This is a genomic window from Isoptericola jiangsuensis, from assembly GCF_002563715.1.
Lineage (GTDB): Bacteria > Actinomycetota > Actinomycetes > Actinomycetales > Cellulomonadaceae > Isoptericola > Isoptericola jiangsuensis.
This window is the reverse complement of record NZ_PDJJ01000001.1, coordinates 3,768,850-3,786,337: the sequence shown is the minus strand read 5'-3', so window position 1 is coordinate 3,786,337 and position 17,488 is coordinate 3,768,850. Positions and strand designations below refer to the sequence as shown.

Sequence of the window (17,488 nt, the reverse complement as noted above, 5' to 3'; positions counted from 1 at the left end):
TCGGCACGCGGCTCCGCACGGCCGGCTCAGGTCCAGGCGGCGGGGTCGCTCCCCCAGGGGTGGGCCGGGGCGGGGTAGTCGTCCACGGGCAGCGCGGGCCGTGCGCTCGTCACGGTGCCGTGGGTGACGGTCTCCGCCGACGGCGGCTCCGGTGCGGGGGCGGGCGGGGTGTGGTCGGGGTCGCGGCCGGGCGCGTCGAGCAGCCAGGCGGCGGTGCGTGCGAGCGAGGCGGTGACGTCCCGGCCCGTGCCGTCGCGGGTGCGCCGGGTCCAGGCGTCGGTGACGGCCGCGGCGAGCAGGTAGCCCGTGGCGTGGTCGAGCGCCTGCACGGGCAGCGCACCGGGCGCGATGCCGTCGGGCGACTCGACCAGCGCGATCCCGCACGCGGCCTGCACCACGGAGTCGAACCCGCGGCGCCCCGCCCAGGGGCCGGACGTGCCCCACGCGGACACGCGGGCGTGGACGGCGCCGGGCGGCGGGCGCAGCCCGAACGTCTCGACGGCGCCGGGCCGGTAGCCGGTGACGAGGACGTCGGCCGCGTCGAGGAGCGCCTGGGCGCGGGCCCGGTCGTGGGCGTCGCGCAGGTCGAGCAGTGCGGTGCGCTTGCCCTGGCCGGTGTCGAGGTGCTGCGCGGGGAGCTCGGCGGGGTCCGGCGGGTCGACGCGCAGCACGTCCGCGCCGAGCAGGGCCAGCGTGCGCGTGGCCACGGGGCCCGCGATGACCCGCGTGAGGTCGAGGACGCGCACCCCGGCCAGGGGGCTTGGTCCGCCGGGCAGATCGCGGTGGTCGGCGGCGCGGTCGGAGCGCTCGGCCGTCCCGACGAGCGGCCCGACGGCCGCGGCCCGGCCCGGCTCGCTCGCCCTCCACTCCGCCTCGGTGCGGACCCGGACGGCGATCGCCCCGGCGTCCGCGGCGGCGTCCTCCACCTGCTGGGCGGGGATCGCCGCGAGGGCGGCCGCCAGCGCGTCGCGCCCGGCATCGTCGGGCAGGCCGAGCACGCCCAGCAGGCGGACCCGGTGGTGCGGGTAGTTCGCGTGCGTGCGGACCCAGCCGTCCGCGGCGGGGAAGAACCCCGAGTGCGGGGCGAACGGTGCCCATCGCTCGCCGTCGAGGCGCAGCAGCCGGTCGGAGCCGAACGCGGCGGCCACCCGCGCCGGGTCGAGCGGGGCGTCCACGAGCGGCCCGCTCGCGCCGGCGCGGCGGGCAGCGGCGCGCAGCGCGTCGAGAGCGGTGCGGGCGAGGTCGGCGACGGGCAGCGTCGCGGCGAGCCGGTCCACGCCACGACCGTACGCCCGCGGGCGCCGGCCGCCCTTTTCACCCGGCCGGGCCACCGCAGCGGGGGGATCCTGAGGGGAGGCGGCCCCCTCATCGCACGGACGACCCGCCCCCGGGGACCGCCACGGCACGAGGGAGTGCGTCATGGTCTCCGTCCGGCGAGGGTTCGCCAGCTTCTCGGTCGACGACGTCGGGGCCGCCCGACAGTTCTACAGCGACGTCCTCGGCCTGCGCGTCACCGACGCCGCCGACTCGCTGATCCTCCACCTGCCCGGCGGCACCACCGTCTTCGTCTACCCCAAGGAGGACCACACCGCCGCGACGTTCACCGTGTTCCACCTCGCGGTGGACGACGTCGACGCCGTCGTGGACGAGCTCGCGGCCCAGGGCGTGGAGCCGCTGCGCTACGACGCGTTCGACCACGACGACAAGGGCGTGGTCCGCGGTTTCATGGAGGGCGGGGACGGCGCCTGGTTCGCCGACCCGGCGGGCAACGTCATCGGCTTCATGGACGGCGAGGGAGCCCGGCTCTTCGAGGAGGCGACGTCGGCGTAGCGGACGGCCCACCTAGCGGGGCAGGGCCCCGACCTCCCGCACCCACCGGTCGCCCTCGGGCCGGAACCCGACGCGACCCAGGTACTCGTGCTGCCGCTCGGTGGCCCCGACCACGACCACGCGCCGGAACCCGTGGGCCGCGAACAGGTCCTGGCTGCGGTGCACGAACTCGCCCGGCGTGAAGTCGCGGAAGCGGGGCGTGACCCAGTCCAGCTCGACCCGCGCCTCGCCGTCGTCGCCCTCGTGCAGGACGACGACGCCGACGGTCTCGTCGCCGCGCACCACGAGGAACGCCGCCCGCCCCTGCGGGCCGTCGTCCGGGTGGAAGGACGGGTAGGACCGGGCGACGTCCTCGGCGTGCACGCGCAGCACGTGCCGCAGGTAGGCGTCGTCCGGGTCGACCTCGACCACCTGGTAGACGGCCGCGTCGTGCGCCTCCCGGTACAGCCGCACCAGCCAGTACACGTCGATGACGGCGATCGCGGCGTTCATCGCCGCGAACGGCCACACCCCGACCACCGCGTTGTACGCCGTCGCGACGACCGCGCCCGCGAGGTTCATCCACCGGAACCGCAGCACGCGCGCCTGGGTGAGCGACCAGACCACGAGGATCGAGCCGACCCAGCCGAAGACCTCCAGCCACACCGCCATGACCCTGAGCCTAGGGTCACGGCCGATAGGATCGGCGCATGGCCAAGTCCGCTGAGTTCGTGCTGCGTCCGTTCGAAGGTCTCCCCGGGGAGGCCGACTGGGTCTCGATGCGGGAGATCGTGCCGTCCGCGACGGCGACCGCCCGGACCGTCGAGGCGCACGGGAGCCGCGACGTCGTCGTCGCGACCGTGCTGCCGGGCGGCTGGTCGTCGCTGCACCGCGAGGACGGCACCGTGCTGCTGGGTGTCCAGGGCGTGCTGTCGTCGGACGACCTGAGCCGCGACCTCGCGGTGGCGCTGCTGGCCGCGATCGACGCGGAGCCGGGCACGGGCGTCTACCCGGAGCAGCTCGAGGTGACGGCGGACTCCCCGCGCCTGCAGGACGTGCTGGACACGTCGGTGCCGTTCGAGGTGACCGTCCACGACGGCTACGACTACTGGATGGACTCGAACGCCGAGATCACCGAGGAGGTCCGCGCGGGCCTGGAGGAGGCGGCCGCGGCCGCCGTCCCGACGGTGAAGATCGACGGCGTGGACGCCGCGTACTGGTGCCGCATGAGCCGCGAGTTCGTCCGCTGGGCGCGCACGGAGGACGAGGACCGCGTGGTCGACGGGATCGCCCGCCTCCAGGCGCGCCGCGAGTCCGGCCTGGCCGGCGGCAAGTTCCTCGGCATGTTCCGCGCCTGCGGGCTGGTCGTGCCGGTGTGGGAGCTGCCCCGCGGCACGGAGGCCGACGAGCTGGCCGACCCCGTGCGGGACCTCGGCGCCCGCCTCGACGAGGCGATCGCCGTCACGGAGCCCCTGGACGCGGCGCAGCGTCGTGCCCGGGCCGGCATCGTGTCCCGTCAGGTGACCCTGCGCTGATCGTCCCCACATCTTCACGCGGTCGTCGCGTGTGCCCCGCGTCGGCCTGCGACGATCGTCCGTACCGGGGGAGTAGGCTTTACAGGGAAGTTCTTTGCACTTCCGATCCCGGTGTGGGACCGAGGACATTCGTCGACCGTTGAGGCAGGGAGCTGTGAACGCGCACCAGGGTGCCGCCCGTACGGGTGAGGACACGACGGTGGAGGCCGCTGGCCCCACCGCCCGACGCAACGGCATGCCGAAGGCCCTCACCCCGCGCCCGCCGACCGGGCGTGACGGGCGCAGCACCCAGCGCGTCGCCGTCGTCATCCCCGCCAAGGACGAGTCGGAGCGCATCGCCGCGACCGTCCGCTCCGCCCGCGCCATCCCGCACGTCGACCTCGTGCTCGTGGTGGACGACGGCTCCGACGACGACACGCAGCACGTCGCCCGCGAGGCCGGCGCCGTCGTGGTCCGGCACTCGCACAACCGCGGCAAGGCCGCCGCGATGGAGACCGGTGCCGCCGTCGTCGCCATGCGCGACGCCGACGGCCGCGCCCCCCGCCTCCTGCTGTTCATCGACGGCGACCTCGGTGACACCGCCGTCAACACCGCCCCGCTCGTCGGGCCGGTGCGCGAGGGCCTGGCGGACGTCGCCATCGCGCTGCTGCCCGCCCAGAAGGGCGCCGGCGGCCGCGGGATCGTCGTCGGGGCGTCCCGGCGCGCCATCCACAACCTCACCGGGTGGAGCCCCACGCAGCCGCTGTCCGGCATGCGCTGCCTCACCCGCGAGGCGTTCGAGGCCGCGACGCCCCTGGCCCGCGGCTGGGGCGTCGAGACCGGCATGACGATCGACCTGCTGCGCGCCGGCTACACCGCCGTCGAGGTCCCCTGCGACCTGCGGCACCGGCCGTCGTCCAACGACCTCAAGGGCCAGATCCACCGCGCGTCCCAGTACCGCGACGTCTTGTTCGCGGTCAACGCGCGCCGGGTGCGCCGGGCGGTGTCGGCCGTCGGTCGCGTGACCAACCGAACAGAGTGAACTACCCGCGCATAGTTCGCGAGAAGGTGAATAGGGGTATAGCGATAGCGCTGTTCCATCGTTAGAAGCTTTATTCGGTGTACTACTTTGCATATTTCTGCCGGTCATTCCGGTTCAATTCACCCCACTTTCCGTACGAGGTGCGCGGATCGCCGTGACGCGTGTCACAGTTGGCCGAGGTAATTGCTCCAGGGCATGCATCCACCTCGGGAGACCTCGATGCGAACGAAGTACGGCCTTCGTACCAACCGGATGACCCGACGGCGCAGCGTCGCGTCGTTGACGGCTGGATCCTTCCTCCTGGCGGTGGGCCTCACCGCCCTGCCGGTGGTGTCGGACACCCTGGCTGAGGAGGCGCTGTCGCCGGCCGCGGCCGTGCCCGGGCAGCCGGGCGTCATGGAGGCACCTGCCGAGTTCTTCTTCGAGGACTTCGAGAACGTCACCTGGCAGGAGCCGGACGAGCCGGGGGGCGGGTCGAACGAGGCCGCGTGGGACGCCGACGACTTCGTCCAGACGTTGACCGACTATCCGTTCGCGGCGACCGGAGCGGAGCCGGGCTTCCAGCCCGGATACGTGAATACCTCAGGCACCGCGTACACGGCTGACGAGGTCTGGGCGGCGGGGTACAACTGCAACGGCCTCGTCATGGCTGCGCACGGTCCGGTCAACTACTCGAACGGGCAGAACGACGTGCCGCTGCCGAGCACACCCGTCGTGGCGGACTGCAACGGTGCGCCGCAGAACGGGGCCGGTCGCTGGTTCAACTCGAACCGGCTCAGTGCTGCCGCGATGGGCAACTACATCGTCGGCGGGACGAACGTGCCCTATCCGTACACCGGCCAGATCCCTGTGCCGGCGGACCCCGCGGACAACCACGTCGTGACGTCCTTCACCCAGAACGCACAGGCGCAGGCGCCGGGCACCATGCTCGAGTTCACGGAACCGCTCCCGGTCGACCCCGGGCGCTACTACCAGTTCTCCGTGGACATCGTGACCCAGAGCTGCGTCACGAGCGGGAACGGTGCCAACCCGCAGTTCTACATCACCCAGTCCGACGGCTCGGAGTCCACCGCGTTCTCCACGCCCCCTGACACGTGCTCCGGCACGAACGCGGTCGCGTTCGTCCAGCAAGGACCCGGCGGCGGACAGAACGTCTCGGCGTTGGGTCGGCAGCGGACCACCAGGACCGGTACCTGGCTTGGCGACACGGCGCTGCGCTCCACGGGTGACTCGATCGGGCTTCGCATCGACAACGAGGACGGTGCCGTCGCAGGCAACGACACCGCGTTCGACAACATCATCATTCTCGACACGACGCCCAAGATCGACAAGCAGTTCAGCGCCTACCCCGGTCCGGGCAGCGGCGGCTCCTACCCGACGGGAGACGAAGGGACCCTGACGTTCACGATCACCAACACACACGCACCCGGCGAGCCTGACGTGCCGTCGGGGCCCAAGGAGGACTTCGGGTTCACCGACACGATCAACGACCCCGCCCTCGAACTGACGGGGACCTCGGAGACGACGTGCGGCGACGGGACGGTCACGGTCGACGCCGGGGCGGGGACGGTCACGCTGGACGGCGGCGACCTCGTGGACCCGAACCTCGTCACCTGCACCGTGACCGTCGGCGTGACCTCGGACGCCGCGGGCACGTACACGAACGGCCCGGACGACATGGAGCTCGTCGGCCTCAACCCCCCGGGATCGACCGAGATCTCGTTCGCGGACACCGACCCCGTGCCGTGCTCCGTCAGCGCCCAGCTCTGGCAGGCGAGCGAGGACAGCCCGCCCACGACCGTCTTCGACGTCAACCTCATCGACGGCAGCTTCGTCGACCAGGGCGAGGTGCCCGAGGCGTCGATCAACGGGGTCGGCTACAGCGCGATCGACGGCTGGTTCTGGGGGGCGCGCAGCAACACCGAGTCGACGACCCCGCCCGAGATCGTCGCGACCTCGCCGGACTACACGGGGCAGGTGCTGTACGGCACCCCGAACTTCGACGACGTGCCCTTCGGAACGGGACCCTTCTCCACAGGCCTGAACATCGGTGACGTCTCACCGGACGGGATCTGGTACGCATCGACCCCGGAGAACACCGGTGCAGCGTGGCTCTCCGTCGACGTCGACCCGTCCTCGCCGACGTTCATGCGCGTGCTCGACGGTGACACCTCGTACGGCACCGGGGCCAGCCAGCTCCAACCTGGTGACGACTGGTCGTACTACGACGGCAAGCTGTGGTCGATCGGGTTCAACGCGAACAACAACACGACGATCCTCTTCTCGCTCGACCCTTCTGTGGACAACTCGAGCCTGGTGAACGAGAACAACTACGGTGTGATCAGCGGCCCTGACGGGGTCAACCCGTCCGGTCCGGCCTCGTCGAACAGGGCATGGGGCGCCACCTACACCGATGACGCAGGCTTCCTCTACGCCTCGAACAACGGCACGGGCCAGATCTGGCGCTTCAACATGGACGCCCCGACGGAGCCCGCGGCGTTCTTCTCGTACGGTCCGGCCTCAGGCGGGAACGACGGCTCACGTTGCCCCGGCCCGCTGCCCATCGACTTCGGCGACGCTCCAGACAGCTACCAGACGCTCCTGGTCTCCAACGGCCCATTCCACGGCGTGACCGTCGACCCCGAGAACCCGCTGCTGACGATCGGTGACACCGTCACGATCGAGCCCGACGGCCAGCCCGACGCCTCCGCCGGCCTCGACGAGGACGACGCCTTCACCGAGGATCCGACGGTCTCGATCGACGCGGCGGAGACGAGCCTGAGCATCCCGATCACCAACGACTCCGACGAGACGGCGGCCTTGGTCGGCTGGATCGACTTCGACCTGAGCGGCACGTTCGAGGAGGACGAGCGCTCCGAGGTTGACACCGGGACCGGCAGCGGCAACGACCTGCTCACCTGGACGGTTCCCGCCGACGCAGTGGGGGGCGACTCCTACCTGCGCCTGCGGGCCGGACTCGTTCCACCGGGCGAGCTCCCGACCGACCCGAGCGAGGTCGGCCCCGGCATCGACTCGGGTGAGGTCGAGGACTGGCCGATCACGCTGGTCGAGCTGCCCGTGGACTACGGCGACGCACCCGACTCGTACGGGACGCTCGCGGCGTCCGGCGGGGCGAGCCACGCCGTCGTCGACTATGACGAGACCACCAACACCGCGCCGCTCATGCTGGGCGACGAGAACACCGTCGACACCGAGGCCGACGGCGTGCCGACCCCGGGCGCCGACGGTGACGACCTCGCGGGGGTGGACGACGAGTCCTCGATCACCGAGCCGGTCACGGCCGAGCTCGGCGAGGACGTGACCCTGGACGTGCTCGCGACCAACGACACGGAGACTGACGCCACGCTGGTCGCGTGGATGGACGGCGACCAGAACGGCACGTTCGACCCGGGCGAGGCGAGCACCGCGGTCACCGTCCCGGCCGGGAGCGGGTCGGCGACCTACCCGGTGAGCCTGCCCGCGGCGAGCGTGGTCGGCGACTCGTACCTGCGCGTGCGGTTGTTCGACGGCGCCAACGACGACCCGCAGCCCACGGGCTCCTGGACGGGCGGCGAGGTGGAGGACTACGTCGTCACCGTCGTCGAGCCGGAGCTGACGGTGACCAAGTCGTCCGACGCGGGCGAGACCGTCTCGCCGGGTGACGTGGTGACTTACACGGTCACGGTGGAGAACACCGGAACGGTCGACTACACCCAGCCGGACAACCCGGCGTCCTTCGAGGACGACCTGAGCGACGTGCTCGACGACGCGACGTACAACGGCGACGCCGTCGCCACCCCGGACCAGGGCGACGTCGTGTTCGTCGACCCGGTGCTGGGCTGGGAGGGACCCCTGGCCGTGGGCGAGTCGGTGACGATCACCTACTCGGTCACGGTGGACGACCCGCCCGGCGGCGACGGGATCCTCAGCAACACCGTGGTCGCGCCGGACTCGACCTGCGACCCGGACGTCGACCCCGCCGACCCGGACTGCACGGTCACGACCCCTGTGCGCTCGCTCGAGATCGAGAAGACGTCGGAGCCGGTGACCACCCTCGCACCGGGCCAGACCATCGAGTACTCGTTCACCGTGACGAACACGGGCGGCTACGACTACACCGTGGACGACCCGGCGACCGCGGACGACGACCTGTCCGCCGTGCTGGACGACGCGGTCTACAACGGCGACGCCGTCGTCGTACCGGACCAGGGCTCACTCAGCTATACCGAGCCCGTGCTCTCGTGGTCCGGTCCGCTCGCCGCGGGGGAGTCCGTGACCATCACCTACTCGGTGACGGTGAACGACCCGCTCACGGGTGACGGCGAGCTCCTCAACGTGGTCGAAGGGCCACCCGAGTCGAACTGCGACCCGGACGCCGATCCGGCCGACCCGGACTGCACGGTCGTGCTGCCCGCCCCGGGGCTGGACGTCGTGAAGACGGCCGAGCCGTCGTCCGACCCGCTGCTGCCCGGCGGCACGGTGACCTACACGGTGGAGCTGACCAACACGGGGTCGACGGACTACACGGACGCGGCGCCCGCCGCCGTGGTGGACGACCTGACCGACGTGCTGGACGATGCCACGTACAACGGCGACCTGGCCGCCCTCGACGGCGGAGGTACGCCGGTCGGGACGACCGTCGACGGCACGCTCCCGGAGATCGGCTGGTTCGGCCCGATCCCGGCCGGCGAGACAGTGACGATCACGTACTCGGTGACGGTGAACGACCCGGCGACGGGCGACGGCCTGCTGACGAACGCCGTCGTCGGGCCGCCGGAGTCCAACTGCCCGCCGGACTCCGAGGACCCCGACTGCACCACGACCACCCCGGTGCGGACCCTGGAGATCGCGAAGACCTCCGACGCTCCCGCCGAGGTGCTGCCGGGCGACACGGTGACCTACACGGTCGAGGTGACGAACCCGAGCACCGTCGACTACACGGTCGACGACCCGGCGTCGTTCGAGGACGACCTGGCGGACGTCGTCGACGACGCCACGCTCGACGAGGGGTCGTTCACAGCGACGTCGGACGCCGGCGGCACGCCGCCGCTGCCCACGTACGCGCCGACCACGCTGAGCTGGTCCGGCCCGCTCGCCGCGGGCGAGACGGTGACGATCTCCTACACGGTGACGGTGAACGACCCGGCGACGGGCGACGGTGTGCTGACGAACGCCGTGACCGGGCCGCCGGAGTCGAACTGTGACGTGGACGCCGACCCTGCGGACCCGGACTGCTCGACCACCACGCCGGTGCGCTCGGTGGAGATCGTCAAGACGTCGGACGCTCCTGCCGAGGTGGCCCCCGGTGACACGGTGACCTACACGGTCGAGGTGACGAACACCGGTGGCGTGGACTACGCCGACCCGGACACCCTGCTGACGGTGTCGGACGACCTGTCCGAGGTGCTGGACGACGCGACCTACAACGGCGACGCGACCGCGGTGCCTGACCAGGGCGCCTTCAGCTTCACCGACCCCACGTTGTCGTGGGAGGGCCCGCTGGCCGTCGGGGAGACCGTGACGATCACGTACTCGGTGACCGTGGACGACCCGGTGACGGGTGACGGCGTGCTCACCAACACGATCGTCGGCCCGCCGGAGTCGAGCTGTGACCCGGACCAGGTGCCGGAGGATCCGGACTGCTCGACGACCACGCCGGTGCGCTCGGTGGAGATCGTCAAGACGGCCGAGCCGGCGGGCGAGGTGGCCCCCGGTGACACGGTGACCTACACGGTCGAGGTGACGAACACCGGTGGCGTGGACTACGCCGACCCGGACTCGTTGCTGACGGTGTCGGACGACCTGTCCGAGGTGCTGGACGACGCGACCTACAACGGCGACGCGACCGCGGTGCCCGACCAGGGCGCCTTCAGCTTCGCCGATCCCACGCTGTCGTGGGAGGGCCCGCTGGCCGTGGACGAGACGGTGACCCTCACCTACTCGGTGACGGTGGACGACCCGTTGGACGGCGGGGACGGGGTGCTCACCAACGCGGTGACCGGCCCGCCGGAGTCCACCTGCGTCGAGGGCACCGAGGAGGGCTGCACGGTCACCACGCCGGTGGCGTCCCTCGACGTCGTCAAGACGTCCGACTCGCCGGACGGCGTGGTGGCGGGCGACCAGATCACCTACACGGTCGAGGTGACCAACACCGGAGGCTTCGCCTACACGGACGCCGACCCGGCCACCGTCTCGGACGACCTCTCCGCGGTGCTCGACGACGCCACGTGGGACGACGCCGTGACGATCGAGCCCGATCAGGGCACCGCCGAGTTCGTCGACCCGACCCTCACGTGGACCGGCCCCCTCGACGTCGGGGAGACGGTGACGATCACCTACACCCTCACGGTGAACGACCCGGTGACGGGCGACGGCGTGCTCACCAACGCGGTGGTGGGTGGGGACTGCCCCGACCCGGCGGTGACCGATCCCGACGACCCGGCGTTCGACCCGGACTGCTCGACCGAGGTGCCGGTGCTGGAACCGGGTCTCGACGTCACCAAGACGTCGGACGCCGGCGGCGAGGTCCTCGCCGGTGACACGGTGGTCTACACCGTCACCGTGGAGAACACCGGCGAGGTCGACTACACCCTCCTGAACCCCGCCGAGGTCTCCGACGACCTGAGCGACGTCCTCGACGACGCCACCCTCGACGATGACTCGATCGTCGTCACCCCGGACGTCGGCACGGTGGACTTCACCGACCCGACGCTGAGCTGGTCGGGACCGCTCGCCGTCGGCGCGACCGTGACGATCACCTATGCGGTGACGGTGGACGACCCGCTCGCGGACGGCGACGGGGTGCTCGACAACACCGTGGTCGGGCCGCCGGAGTCCACCTGCCCCGAGGGCTCCGAGGACCCCGACTGCACCGTGACCGAGCCGATCAAGGCGCTGGAGATCGTCAAGACCTCCGACGCCGCGGAGGACGTGGCCCCCGGCGACACCATCACGTACTCGGTCGAGATCACCAACACCGGTCAGGTGGACTACACCGTCCCGGACGACCCGGCGTCCTTCACCGACGACCTGACCGAGGTGCTCGACGACGCGACGTTCGACGACGGGTCGATCGTGGTCACGCCCGACCAGGGCTCGGCGTCGTTCGCCGACCCGGAGCTGACGTGGACGGGACCCCTCGCCGTGGGCGAGACGGTGACGGTGACGTACTCGGTCACCCTCGACGACCCGCCCACGGGCGACTCGATCGTCACCAACGCCGTCGTCGGGCCGCCCGAGTCGAACTGCGACCCGGACCAGGTGCCGGAGGACCCGAACTGCTCCACCACGACGCCGACGCCAGCGGTCGAGGTGGTCAAGACGTCCGACGCTGCGGGTGAGGTCGTCCCGGGTGACACGGTGACGTACACCGTCGAGGTGACCAACACCGGCGCGGTGGCGTACACCGACGACGACCCGCTGACCGTCACGGACGACCTGACCGGCGTGCTGGACGACGCCACGTACAACGACGACGCGACGGCGACGCCGGACTCCGGTGCGTTCGCCTTCGCCGACCCGAACCTGACGTGGACCGGGCCGCTGGACGTGGGTGCCACCGTCACCCTGACCTACTCGGTCACGGTGGACGACCCGCCCGGTCTGCTGGCCGACGGGGTGCTCACGAACGCGGTCTCCGCGCCGGGCTCCAACTGCGTGCCGGGCACCGAGGATCCGGACTGCACGGTGACGACGCCCGTGCGTTCCGTGGAGATCGTCAAGGCCTCCGACGCTCCCGCCGAGGTGCTGCCGGGTGACGCGGTGACCTACACGGTCGAGGTGACGAACACCGGTGGCGTGGACTACGCCGACCCGGACTCGTTGCTGACGGTGTCGGACGACCTGTCCGAGGTGCTGGACGACGCGACGTACAACGACGACGCGACCGTCGAGCCCGACCAGGGCGCGGTCTCGTTCACCGACCCGATCCTCACCTGGACGGGACCGCTGGCCGCGGGCGAGTCGGTGACCATCACCTACTCGGTGACGGTGAACGACCCGCTGCCCGAGGACGGTGACGGGGTGCTCACCAACACCGTGACGGGCCCGCCGGAATCGACCTGTGCGGACGACGCCGACCCTGCGGACCCGGACTGCTCGACGACGACACCCGTCCGGTCGGTGGAGATCGTCAAGACCTCCGATGCGCCCGCCGAGGTGCTCCCCGGCGCGACGGTGACCTACACGGTCGAGGTGACGAACACCGGCGGTGTCGACTACGCCGACCCGGACACCCTGCTGACGGTGTCGGACGACCTGTCCGAGGTGCTGGACGACGCGACCTACAACGGCGACGCGACCGCGGTGCCTGACCAGGGCGCCTTCAGCTTCGCCGATCCCACGCTGTCGTGGGAGGGCCCGCTGGCCGTGGACGAGACGGTGACCCTCACCTACTCGGTGACGGTGGACGACCCGTTGGACGGCGGGGACGGGGTGCTCACCAACGCGGTGACCGGCCCGCCGGAGTCCACCTGCGTGGACCCGGAGGACCCGGGCTGCACCACCACGACGCCCGTCCGCTCGCTGGAGGTCGTCAAGAGCTCCGACGCCGTGGACGAGGTGCTGCCCGGCGACACCGTGGAGTACACGATCGAGGTGACCAACACCGGCGGCGCGGACTACACGCTCCTCGACCCGGCGGTGGTGTTCGACGACCTCACCGACGTCCTCGACGACGCGACGTTCGTCGACGGCTCGCTGGTCACCGATCCGACGCCGCCCGACGCGGTGTTCGACGGCGACTCGATCAGCTGGTCCGGGCCGCTCGCCGCCGGCGAGACGGTGACGATCACCTACGCGGTGACGGTGGACGACCCCCCGACGGGAGACGGTGTGCTCGACAACACCGTCGTCGGGCCGCCCGAGTCCGGCTGTGACCCGGCACAGGACCCGGCCGACCCGGACTGCACCGTCACGCTGCCCGTGCGCGCGCTGGAGATCGCCAAGACCTCGGACGGCGCCGGCGAGGTGCTCCCCGGGGAGACGGTGACCTACACGGTGGTGGTGACCAACACCGGTGGCGCGGACTACACGGCGCAGGAGCCGGCCGTCGTCGCGGACGACCTCGCGGAGGTGCTGGACGACGCGACCTACAACGACGACGCGACGGTGGTCCCGGAGCAGGGGACCGTGGAATTCACCGACCCGACGCTGACGTGGACCGGTCCGCTCGCCGCGGGTGAGACGGTGACGATCACGTACTCGGTGACGGTGGGCGACCCGCTGCCGGAGGACGGTGACGGCGTGCTGACCAACGCGGTGACCGGACCACCGGAGTCGAACTGCGTGGACCCCGAGGATCCGGGGTGCTCCGTGACGGACCCCGTGCGGCAGCTCGACATCGTCAAGGAGAAGGTGTCGCCGGAGGAGGTGCTGATCCAGCCGGGCGAGGTCGTGACCTACTCGGTGACGGTCACCAACACCGGCGGGTTCGCCTACACGGACGCCGACCCGGCGAGCTGGGACGACGACCTGTCGCAGGTGCTCGACGACGCGACCTACAACGGCGACGCGACGGCCGCGCCCGACCAGGGCACGGTGTCGTTCACCGATCCGACGCTGAGCTGGTCCGGCCCGCTGGCCGTCGGCGAGACGGTGACGGTGACGTACTCGGTGACGGTGAACGACCCGCTCAGCGGTGACGGGATCCTCGGCAACGTGGTGACCGGCCCGCCGGAGTCCACCTGTGTGGACCCGCTCGCCCCGGGCTGCTTCGTCGTCCTGCCGGAGCGGCAGCTCGACATCACCAAGACGGCCGATCCCGACGAGCCCGTCGTGGCGGGCGAGACGGTCACCTACACGGTCACGGTCACCAACCTGTCGCAGGTGCCTTACACCGAGGAGTTCCCGGCGTCCGTCGTCGACGACCTCACCGAGGTGCTCGACGATGCGACGTACAACGACGACGCGGCGGTGAACCCGGACCAGGGTGAGCTGACGTATGCCGAGCCCCGACTCGTCTGGGTGGGTCCCCTCGCGGGCGGCGAGTCGGTGGAGATCACGTACTCCGTGACGGTCGACGACCCGCTCACCGGGGACGGCGAGCTCGCGAACGTCGTGTTCGAGCCGCCCGCGCCGCCGCCCTGCGAGAACGGGGTGTGCGGGCCGACGCTGCCCCCGACACCGGAGTGCGAGGACGGCGTCGACCCCGCCACGGGCCTGCCGTGCGTGGGCACGGTGACGCCGGTCAAGGAGCTCGAGGTGGCGAAGGAGGTCGTCGACACCTCCAGCGGTGAGGACTGGGTGGGCCCCACCCAGGACGTCACCTACGCGGTCACGGTGACCAACACCGGCGGGCTCGACTACACGGTGGACGATCCGGCCGTCGTCACGGACGACCTGTCGGACGTGCTGGACGACGCCACCCTCGACGAGGGGTCGATCAGCGTGGAACCTGACCAGGGCACGGTGACGTTCGACGCCCCGGACCTCACGTGGAGCGGCCCGCTCGCGGTGGACGAGTCCGTGACGATCACCTACACCGTCACGGTGAACGACACCGTGACCGGAGACGGCGACCTCGTCAACGTGGTCACCGGCCCGCCCGAGTCGAACTGCGTGGACGGTACCGAGGAGGGCTGCACCACCACGACCCCGATCCGGGCGCTGGAGATCGTCAAGACCTCCGACGGCGGAGAGGGCGTCACACCCGGCCAGGTGGTCGGCTACACGGTCGAGGTGACCAACACCGGCACCTTCGCCTACTCCGACGCCGATCCGGCCGAGGTCACGGACGACCTGTCCGCCGTGCTCGACGACGCGACGTTCAACGACGACGCGGCCGTGGACCCCGACGTCGGCGAACTCGCGTACGCGGAACCCGAGCTCAGCTGGTCGGGCCCGCTGGACCCGGGGGAGACGGTCACCATCACCTACTCGGTGACGGTGGACGACCCCGACACCGGTGACATGGTGCTCGAGAACGTGGTCACCGGCCCCCCGGAGTCCACCTGCGCCACCGACCCGTCCATGAGCCCGGGCGGGGCGTCGGCCGGCACGGCGATCACCCTGCCCATGCTGCTCGCGGTGGACAACCCCGACTGCTCGACCGAGGTGCCGGTGCTCGACCGCGCGCTGGAGATCGACAAGTCGGCCACCGGCACGCAGGGCGCCCAGGTCGGCGACGTCGTGCAGTACACCGTCGAGGTGACCAACACCGGCCAGGGCGACTACACGGCCGAGTCGCCCGCGACGGTCGTGGACGACCTCACCGGCGTGCTGGACGACGCGACGTACAACGACGACGCCGCGGTCGACCCCGACACCGGCGACCTCGCCTACGCCGCGCCGCGGCTGTTCTGGTCCGGCCCGCTGGCAGCCGGCGACACCGTGACCATCACCTACTCGGTCACGCTGACCGGCGACGGTGACGGCGAGGTCCTCAACGTGGCGTTCCAGCCCGCGGGTCCGGGCTGCACCACGCTGCCGGACTGCGGGGACATCACGACCCCGCCGCCGGGCGAGTGCACCGACGGAGCCGACGAGAACGGGCTGCCCTGCGACGAGGTGTCGTTCCAGATCACCCCGCCCGTCACTCCCGCACCGCCCGCCCCGCCCGCCCCCGGGCCGGGGCTGCTGCCGCGGACCGGCGCCGGCTGGGTCGGTCTCACGTCGATAGCCCTGCTGCTGATCGTCGGCGGCAGCCTCCTGTACGGCGTACGGCGCCGCCAGCAGCACGGGTGAGCCCATCGCACTGCCGGTGCGGACCCCGAAAGGGTCCGGCACCGGCGGCTGCGCCCCTCGATGTCCCACGACCGGAGGTTCCGATGGCAGGAGACGTGCTGGAGAGCGACGACCAGGTGGACGCGGTGCACAACCCCTTCCGGCGGGTGTGGTGGTTGCCCGTCGTCCGTGGGATCGCGTTCATCGTGCTGGGGCTGCTGCTCCTCATCGAGCCGCTGCACGAGCTCGACGTCATGCGGATGGTGGTCGGGGCGTTCCTCGTCCTCGACGCGCTGCTGGTCCTCGTCCAGTGGTCCGCCCACCGGAGGCAGGTCGGCGCGACGTGGTGGCTCGCCCAGGCGGGTGTCAACGCGCTGTTCGGCGTCGCCGTCGCGTTCTGGCCGGACGTCTCGCCGACCGTCCTCTACTACGTCCTGGCGAGCTGGACGATCGTCCTCGGGATCGTCGCCGTCGTCGGTGGGGTGGCGCTCGCCCGCAACCGCGACCTCGGCTGGGCGTGGCTGGTCACGTTCGGCCTGACCGCGGGCCTGTTCGGCATGCTGCTCGTCATCCAGCCGCTCGACACCGTCGACGTCCTGCGGCTCGTCACCATCGTCTTCGCGCTGTTCGCGTTCGTGGCGGGCTCGATCCATCTGGTGTCCGGCTTCGCCGTCAGGTCGGTGGCCCGGGAGCTCCGGGACCTGCGCGAGCAGGCGGAGAAGGCGGGCATCCGGATCAGCGGCGGATCGGTTCTCGGAGCCGCCAACCCCGCCGCCGCGCCGGCACACGCTCAAGGGCCGCGCTTCGAACGACCGGCGACCGGACCTGCCGTCGAGACGTCACGCGGCGAGGGTGGTGAGCTCCATGCCGCCACCTCCCGCGCGAAGGACTCGCAGTCCATGGTCGTCGGCCCGACGACGGAGGGGACGAGCGCTGCGCAGGAGGCGGACGGCCGTCCTGGCGACACAGATCTGGCCGTGGACGACGACGTCCCCGGTATCCCCACCCCTGAGGAGCGCACCACATGATCAAGCTGTTGGCCCGGACCGCGGTCTTCCTGCTCGCCGCGGCGATCGGCATCGTGCTCACCGACCTGCTCTTCGGCCTGTTCGACTGGCAGACGTTCGACGTCGTCTGGGCCAACCCGTTGACGTTCGTGCTGGCCGTCGTCATCTTCGCGATCGGGCAGGCCGTGCTGTCCCCGCTCTTCGCCCAGGTCGCGCAACGCAACGCTCCGGCGCTGCTCGGCGTCGTGGGCCTGGTGACCACCTACGTGGCGCTGCTCCTCGCCGTCCTCGTCGCACCGGACGGGCTCACCATCGAGGGCTGGCAGGGCTGGGTCCTCGGGCCTGTCATCGTCTGGCTGGTGACGATGTTCGCCACCTTCCTGCTGCCCGCCGTCATGCTGAGGAACGCGCTGCAGGGGGACGGACGCCGCGGCGCCGCCTGACCTCGCGTCGGC

8 protein-coding genes are annotated in these 17,488 nt (G+C 71.5%); 6 read left to right on the top strand and 2 right to left on the bottom strand.

Features of this window, described 5'->3' with window-relative positions; translation table 11 throughout:
* Nucleotides 1-26: 26 nt before the first annotated feature.
* Entirely contained in the window at nucleotides 27-1,277 is a 1,251-nt protein-coding gene (locus ATJ88_RS16940) for a CoA transferase (protein ID WP_245852515.1), read from the bottom strand.
* 142 nt (nucleotides 1,278-1,419) lie between these two features.
* On the opposite strand from ATJ88_RS16940, the gene ATJ88_RS16935 reads away from it, so the two are divergent.
* Nucleotides 1,420-1,830: a VOC family protein gene (locus ATJ88_RS16935; protein ID WP_098464842.1), complete on the top strand. Its 411-nt coding sequence runs from the start codon at nucleotides 1,420-1,422 to the stop codon at nucleotides 1,828-1,830.
* Between the two features lie 12 nt (nucleotides 1,831-1,842).
* On the opposite strand, the gene ATJ88_RS16930 is transcribed toward ATJ88_RS16935, so the two are convergent.
* The gene (locus ATJ88_RS16930) at nucleotides 1,843-2,481 is read right to left on the bottom strand and encodes a YgjV family protein (RefSeq protein ID WP_098464841.1); all 639 of its coding nucleotides are present in this window, start codon (nucleotides 2,479-2,481) and stop codon (nucleotides 1,843-1,845) included.
* Nucleotides 2,482-2,519: 38 nt separating this feature from the next.
* Here ATJ88_RS16930 and ATJ88_RS16925 point away from each other — a divergent pair, with 38 nt between their 5' ends.
* The 5 genes from ATJ88_RS16925 to ATJ88_RS16905 all read left to right on the top strand — a co-directional run bounded on the left by ATJ88_RS16925 (nucleotide 2,520) and on the right by ATJ88_RS16905 (nucleotide 17,476).
* Nucleotides 2,520-3,344 (top strand): DUF5926 family protein, encoded by an 825-nt coding sequence (locus ATJ88_RS16925; RefSeq protein ID WP_098464840.1) that lies wholly within the window; start codon nucleotides 2,520-2,522, stop codon nucleotides 3,342-3,344.
* 235 nt (nucleotides 3,345-3,579) lie between these two features.
* On the top strand, nucleotides 3,580-4,365 hold the full coding sequence (locus ATJ88_RS16920) for a glycosyltransferase family 2 protein (RefSeq protein ID WP_098465437.1): 786 nt from the start codon (nucleotides 3,580-3,582) through the stop codon (nucleotides 4,363-4,365).
* A 279-nt stretch (nucleotides 4,366-4,644) separates the two neighbouring features.
* Nucleotides 4,645-16,047, top strand: a complete 11,403-nt coding sequence (locus ATJ88_RS16915; RefSeq protein ID WP_141538718.1) for a DUF7927 domain-containing protein — start codon at nucleotides 4,645-4,647, stop codon at nucleotides 16,045-16,047.
* An 83-nt stretch (nucleotides 16,048-16,130) separates the two neighbouring features.
* Nucleotides 16,131-17,054 (top strand): HdeD family acid-resistance protein, encoded by a 924-nt coding sequence (locus ATJ88_RS16910; protein ID WP_098464838.1) that lies wholly within the window; start codon nucleotides 16,131-16,133, stop codon nucleotides 17,052-17,054.
* The gene (locus ATJ88_RS16905) at nucleotides 17,051-17,476 is read left to right on the top strand and encodes a hypothetical protein (protein ID WP_098464837.1); all 426 of its coding nucleotides are present in this window, start codon (nucleotides 17,051-17,053) and stop codon (nucleotides 17,474-17,476) included. The genes ATJ88_RS16910 and ATJ88_RS16905 overlap by 4 nt, the downstream gene beginning before the upstream one ends.
* Nucleotides 17,477-17,488 lie beyond the last annotated feature (12 nt).

Bases quoted from the DNA above. Each gene is read 5' to 3' on its own strand.
- ATJ88_RS16925 (WP_098464840.1), top strand. From the start codon at position 2,520: ATGGCCAAGTCCGCTGAGTTCGTGCTGCGTCCGTTCGAAGGTCTCCCC.
- ATJ88_RS16910 (WP_098464838.1), top strand. From the start codon at position 16,131: ATGGCAGGAGACGTGCTGGAGAGCGACGACCAGGTGGACGCGGTGCAC.
- ATJ88_RS16920 (WP_098465437.1), top strand. From the start codon at position 3,580: ATGCCGAAGGCCCTCACCCCGCGCCCGCCGACCGGGCGTGACGGGCGC.
- ATJ88_RS16935 (WP_098464842.1), top strand. From the start codon at position 1,420: ATGGTCTCCGTCCGGCGAGGGTTCGCCAGCTTCTCGGTCGACGACGTC.
- ATJ88_RS16905 (WP_098464837.1), top strand. From the start codon at position 17,051: ATGATCAAGCTGTTGGCCCGGACCGCGGTCTTCCTGCTCGCCGCGGCG.
- ATJ88_RS16930 (WP_098464841.1), bottom strand. From the start codon at position 2,481: ATGGCGGTGTGGCTGGAGGTCTTCGGCTGGGTCGGCTCGATCCTCGTG.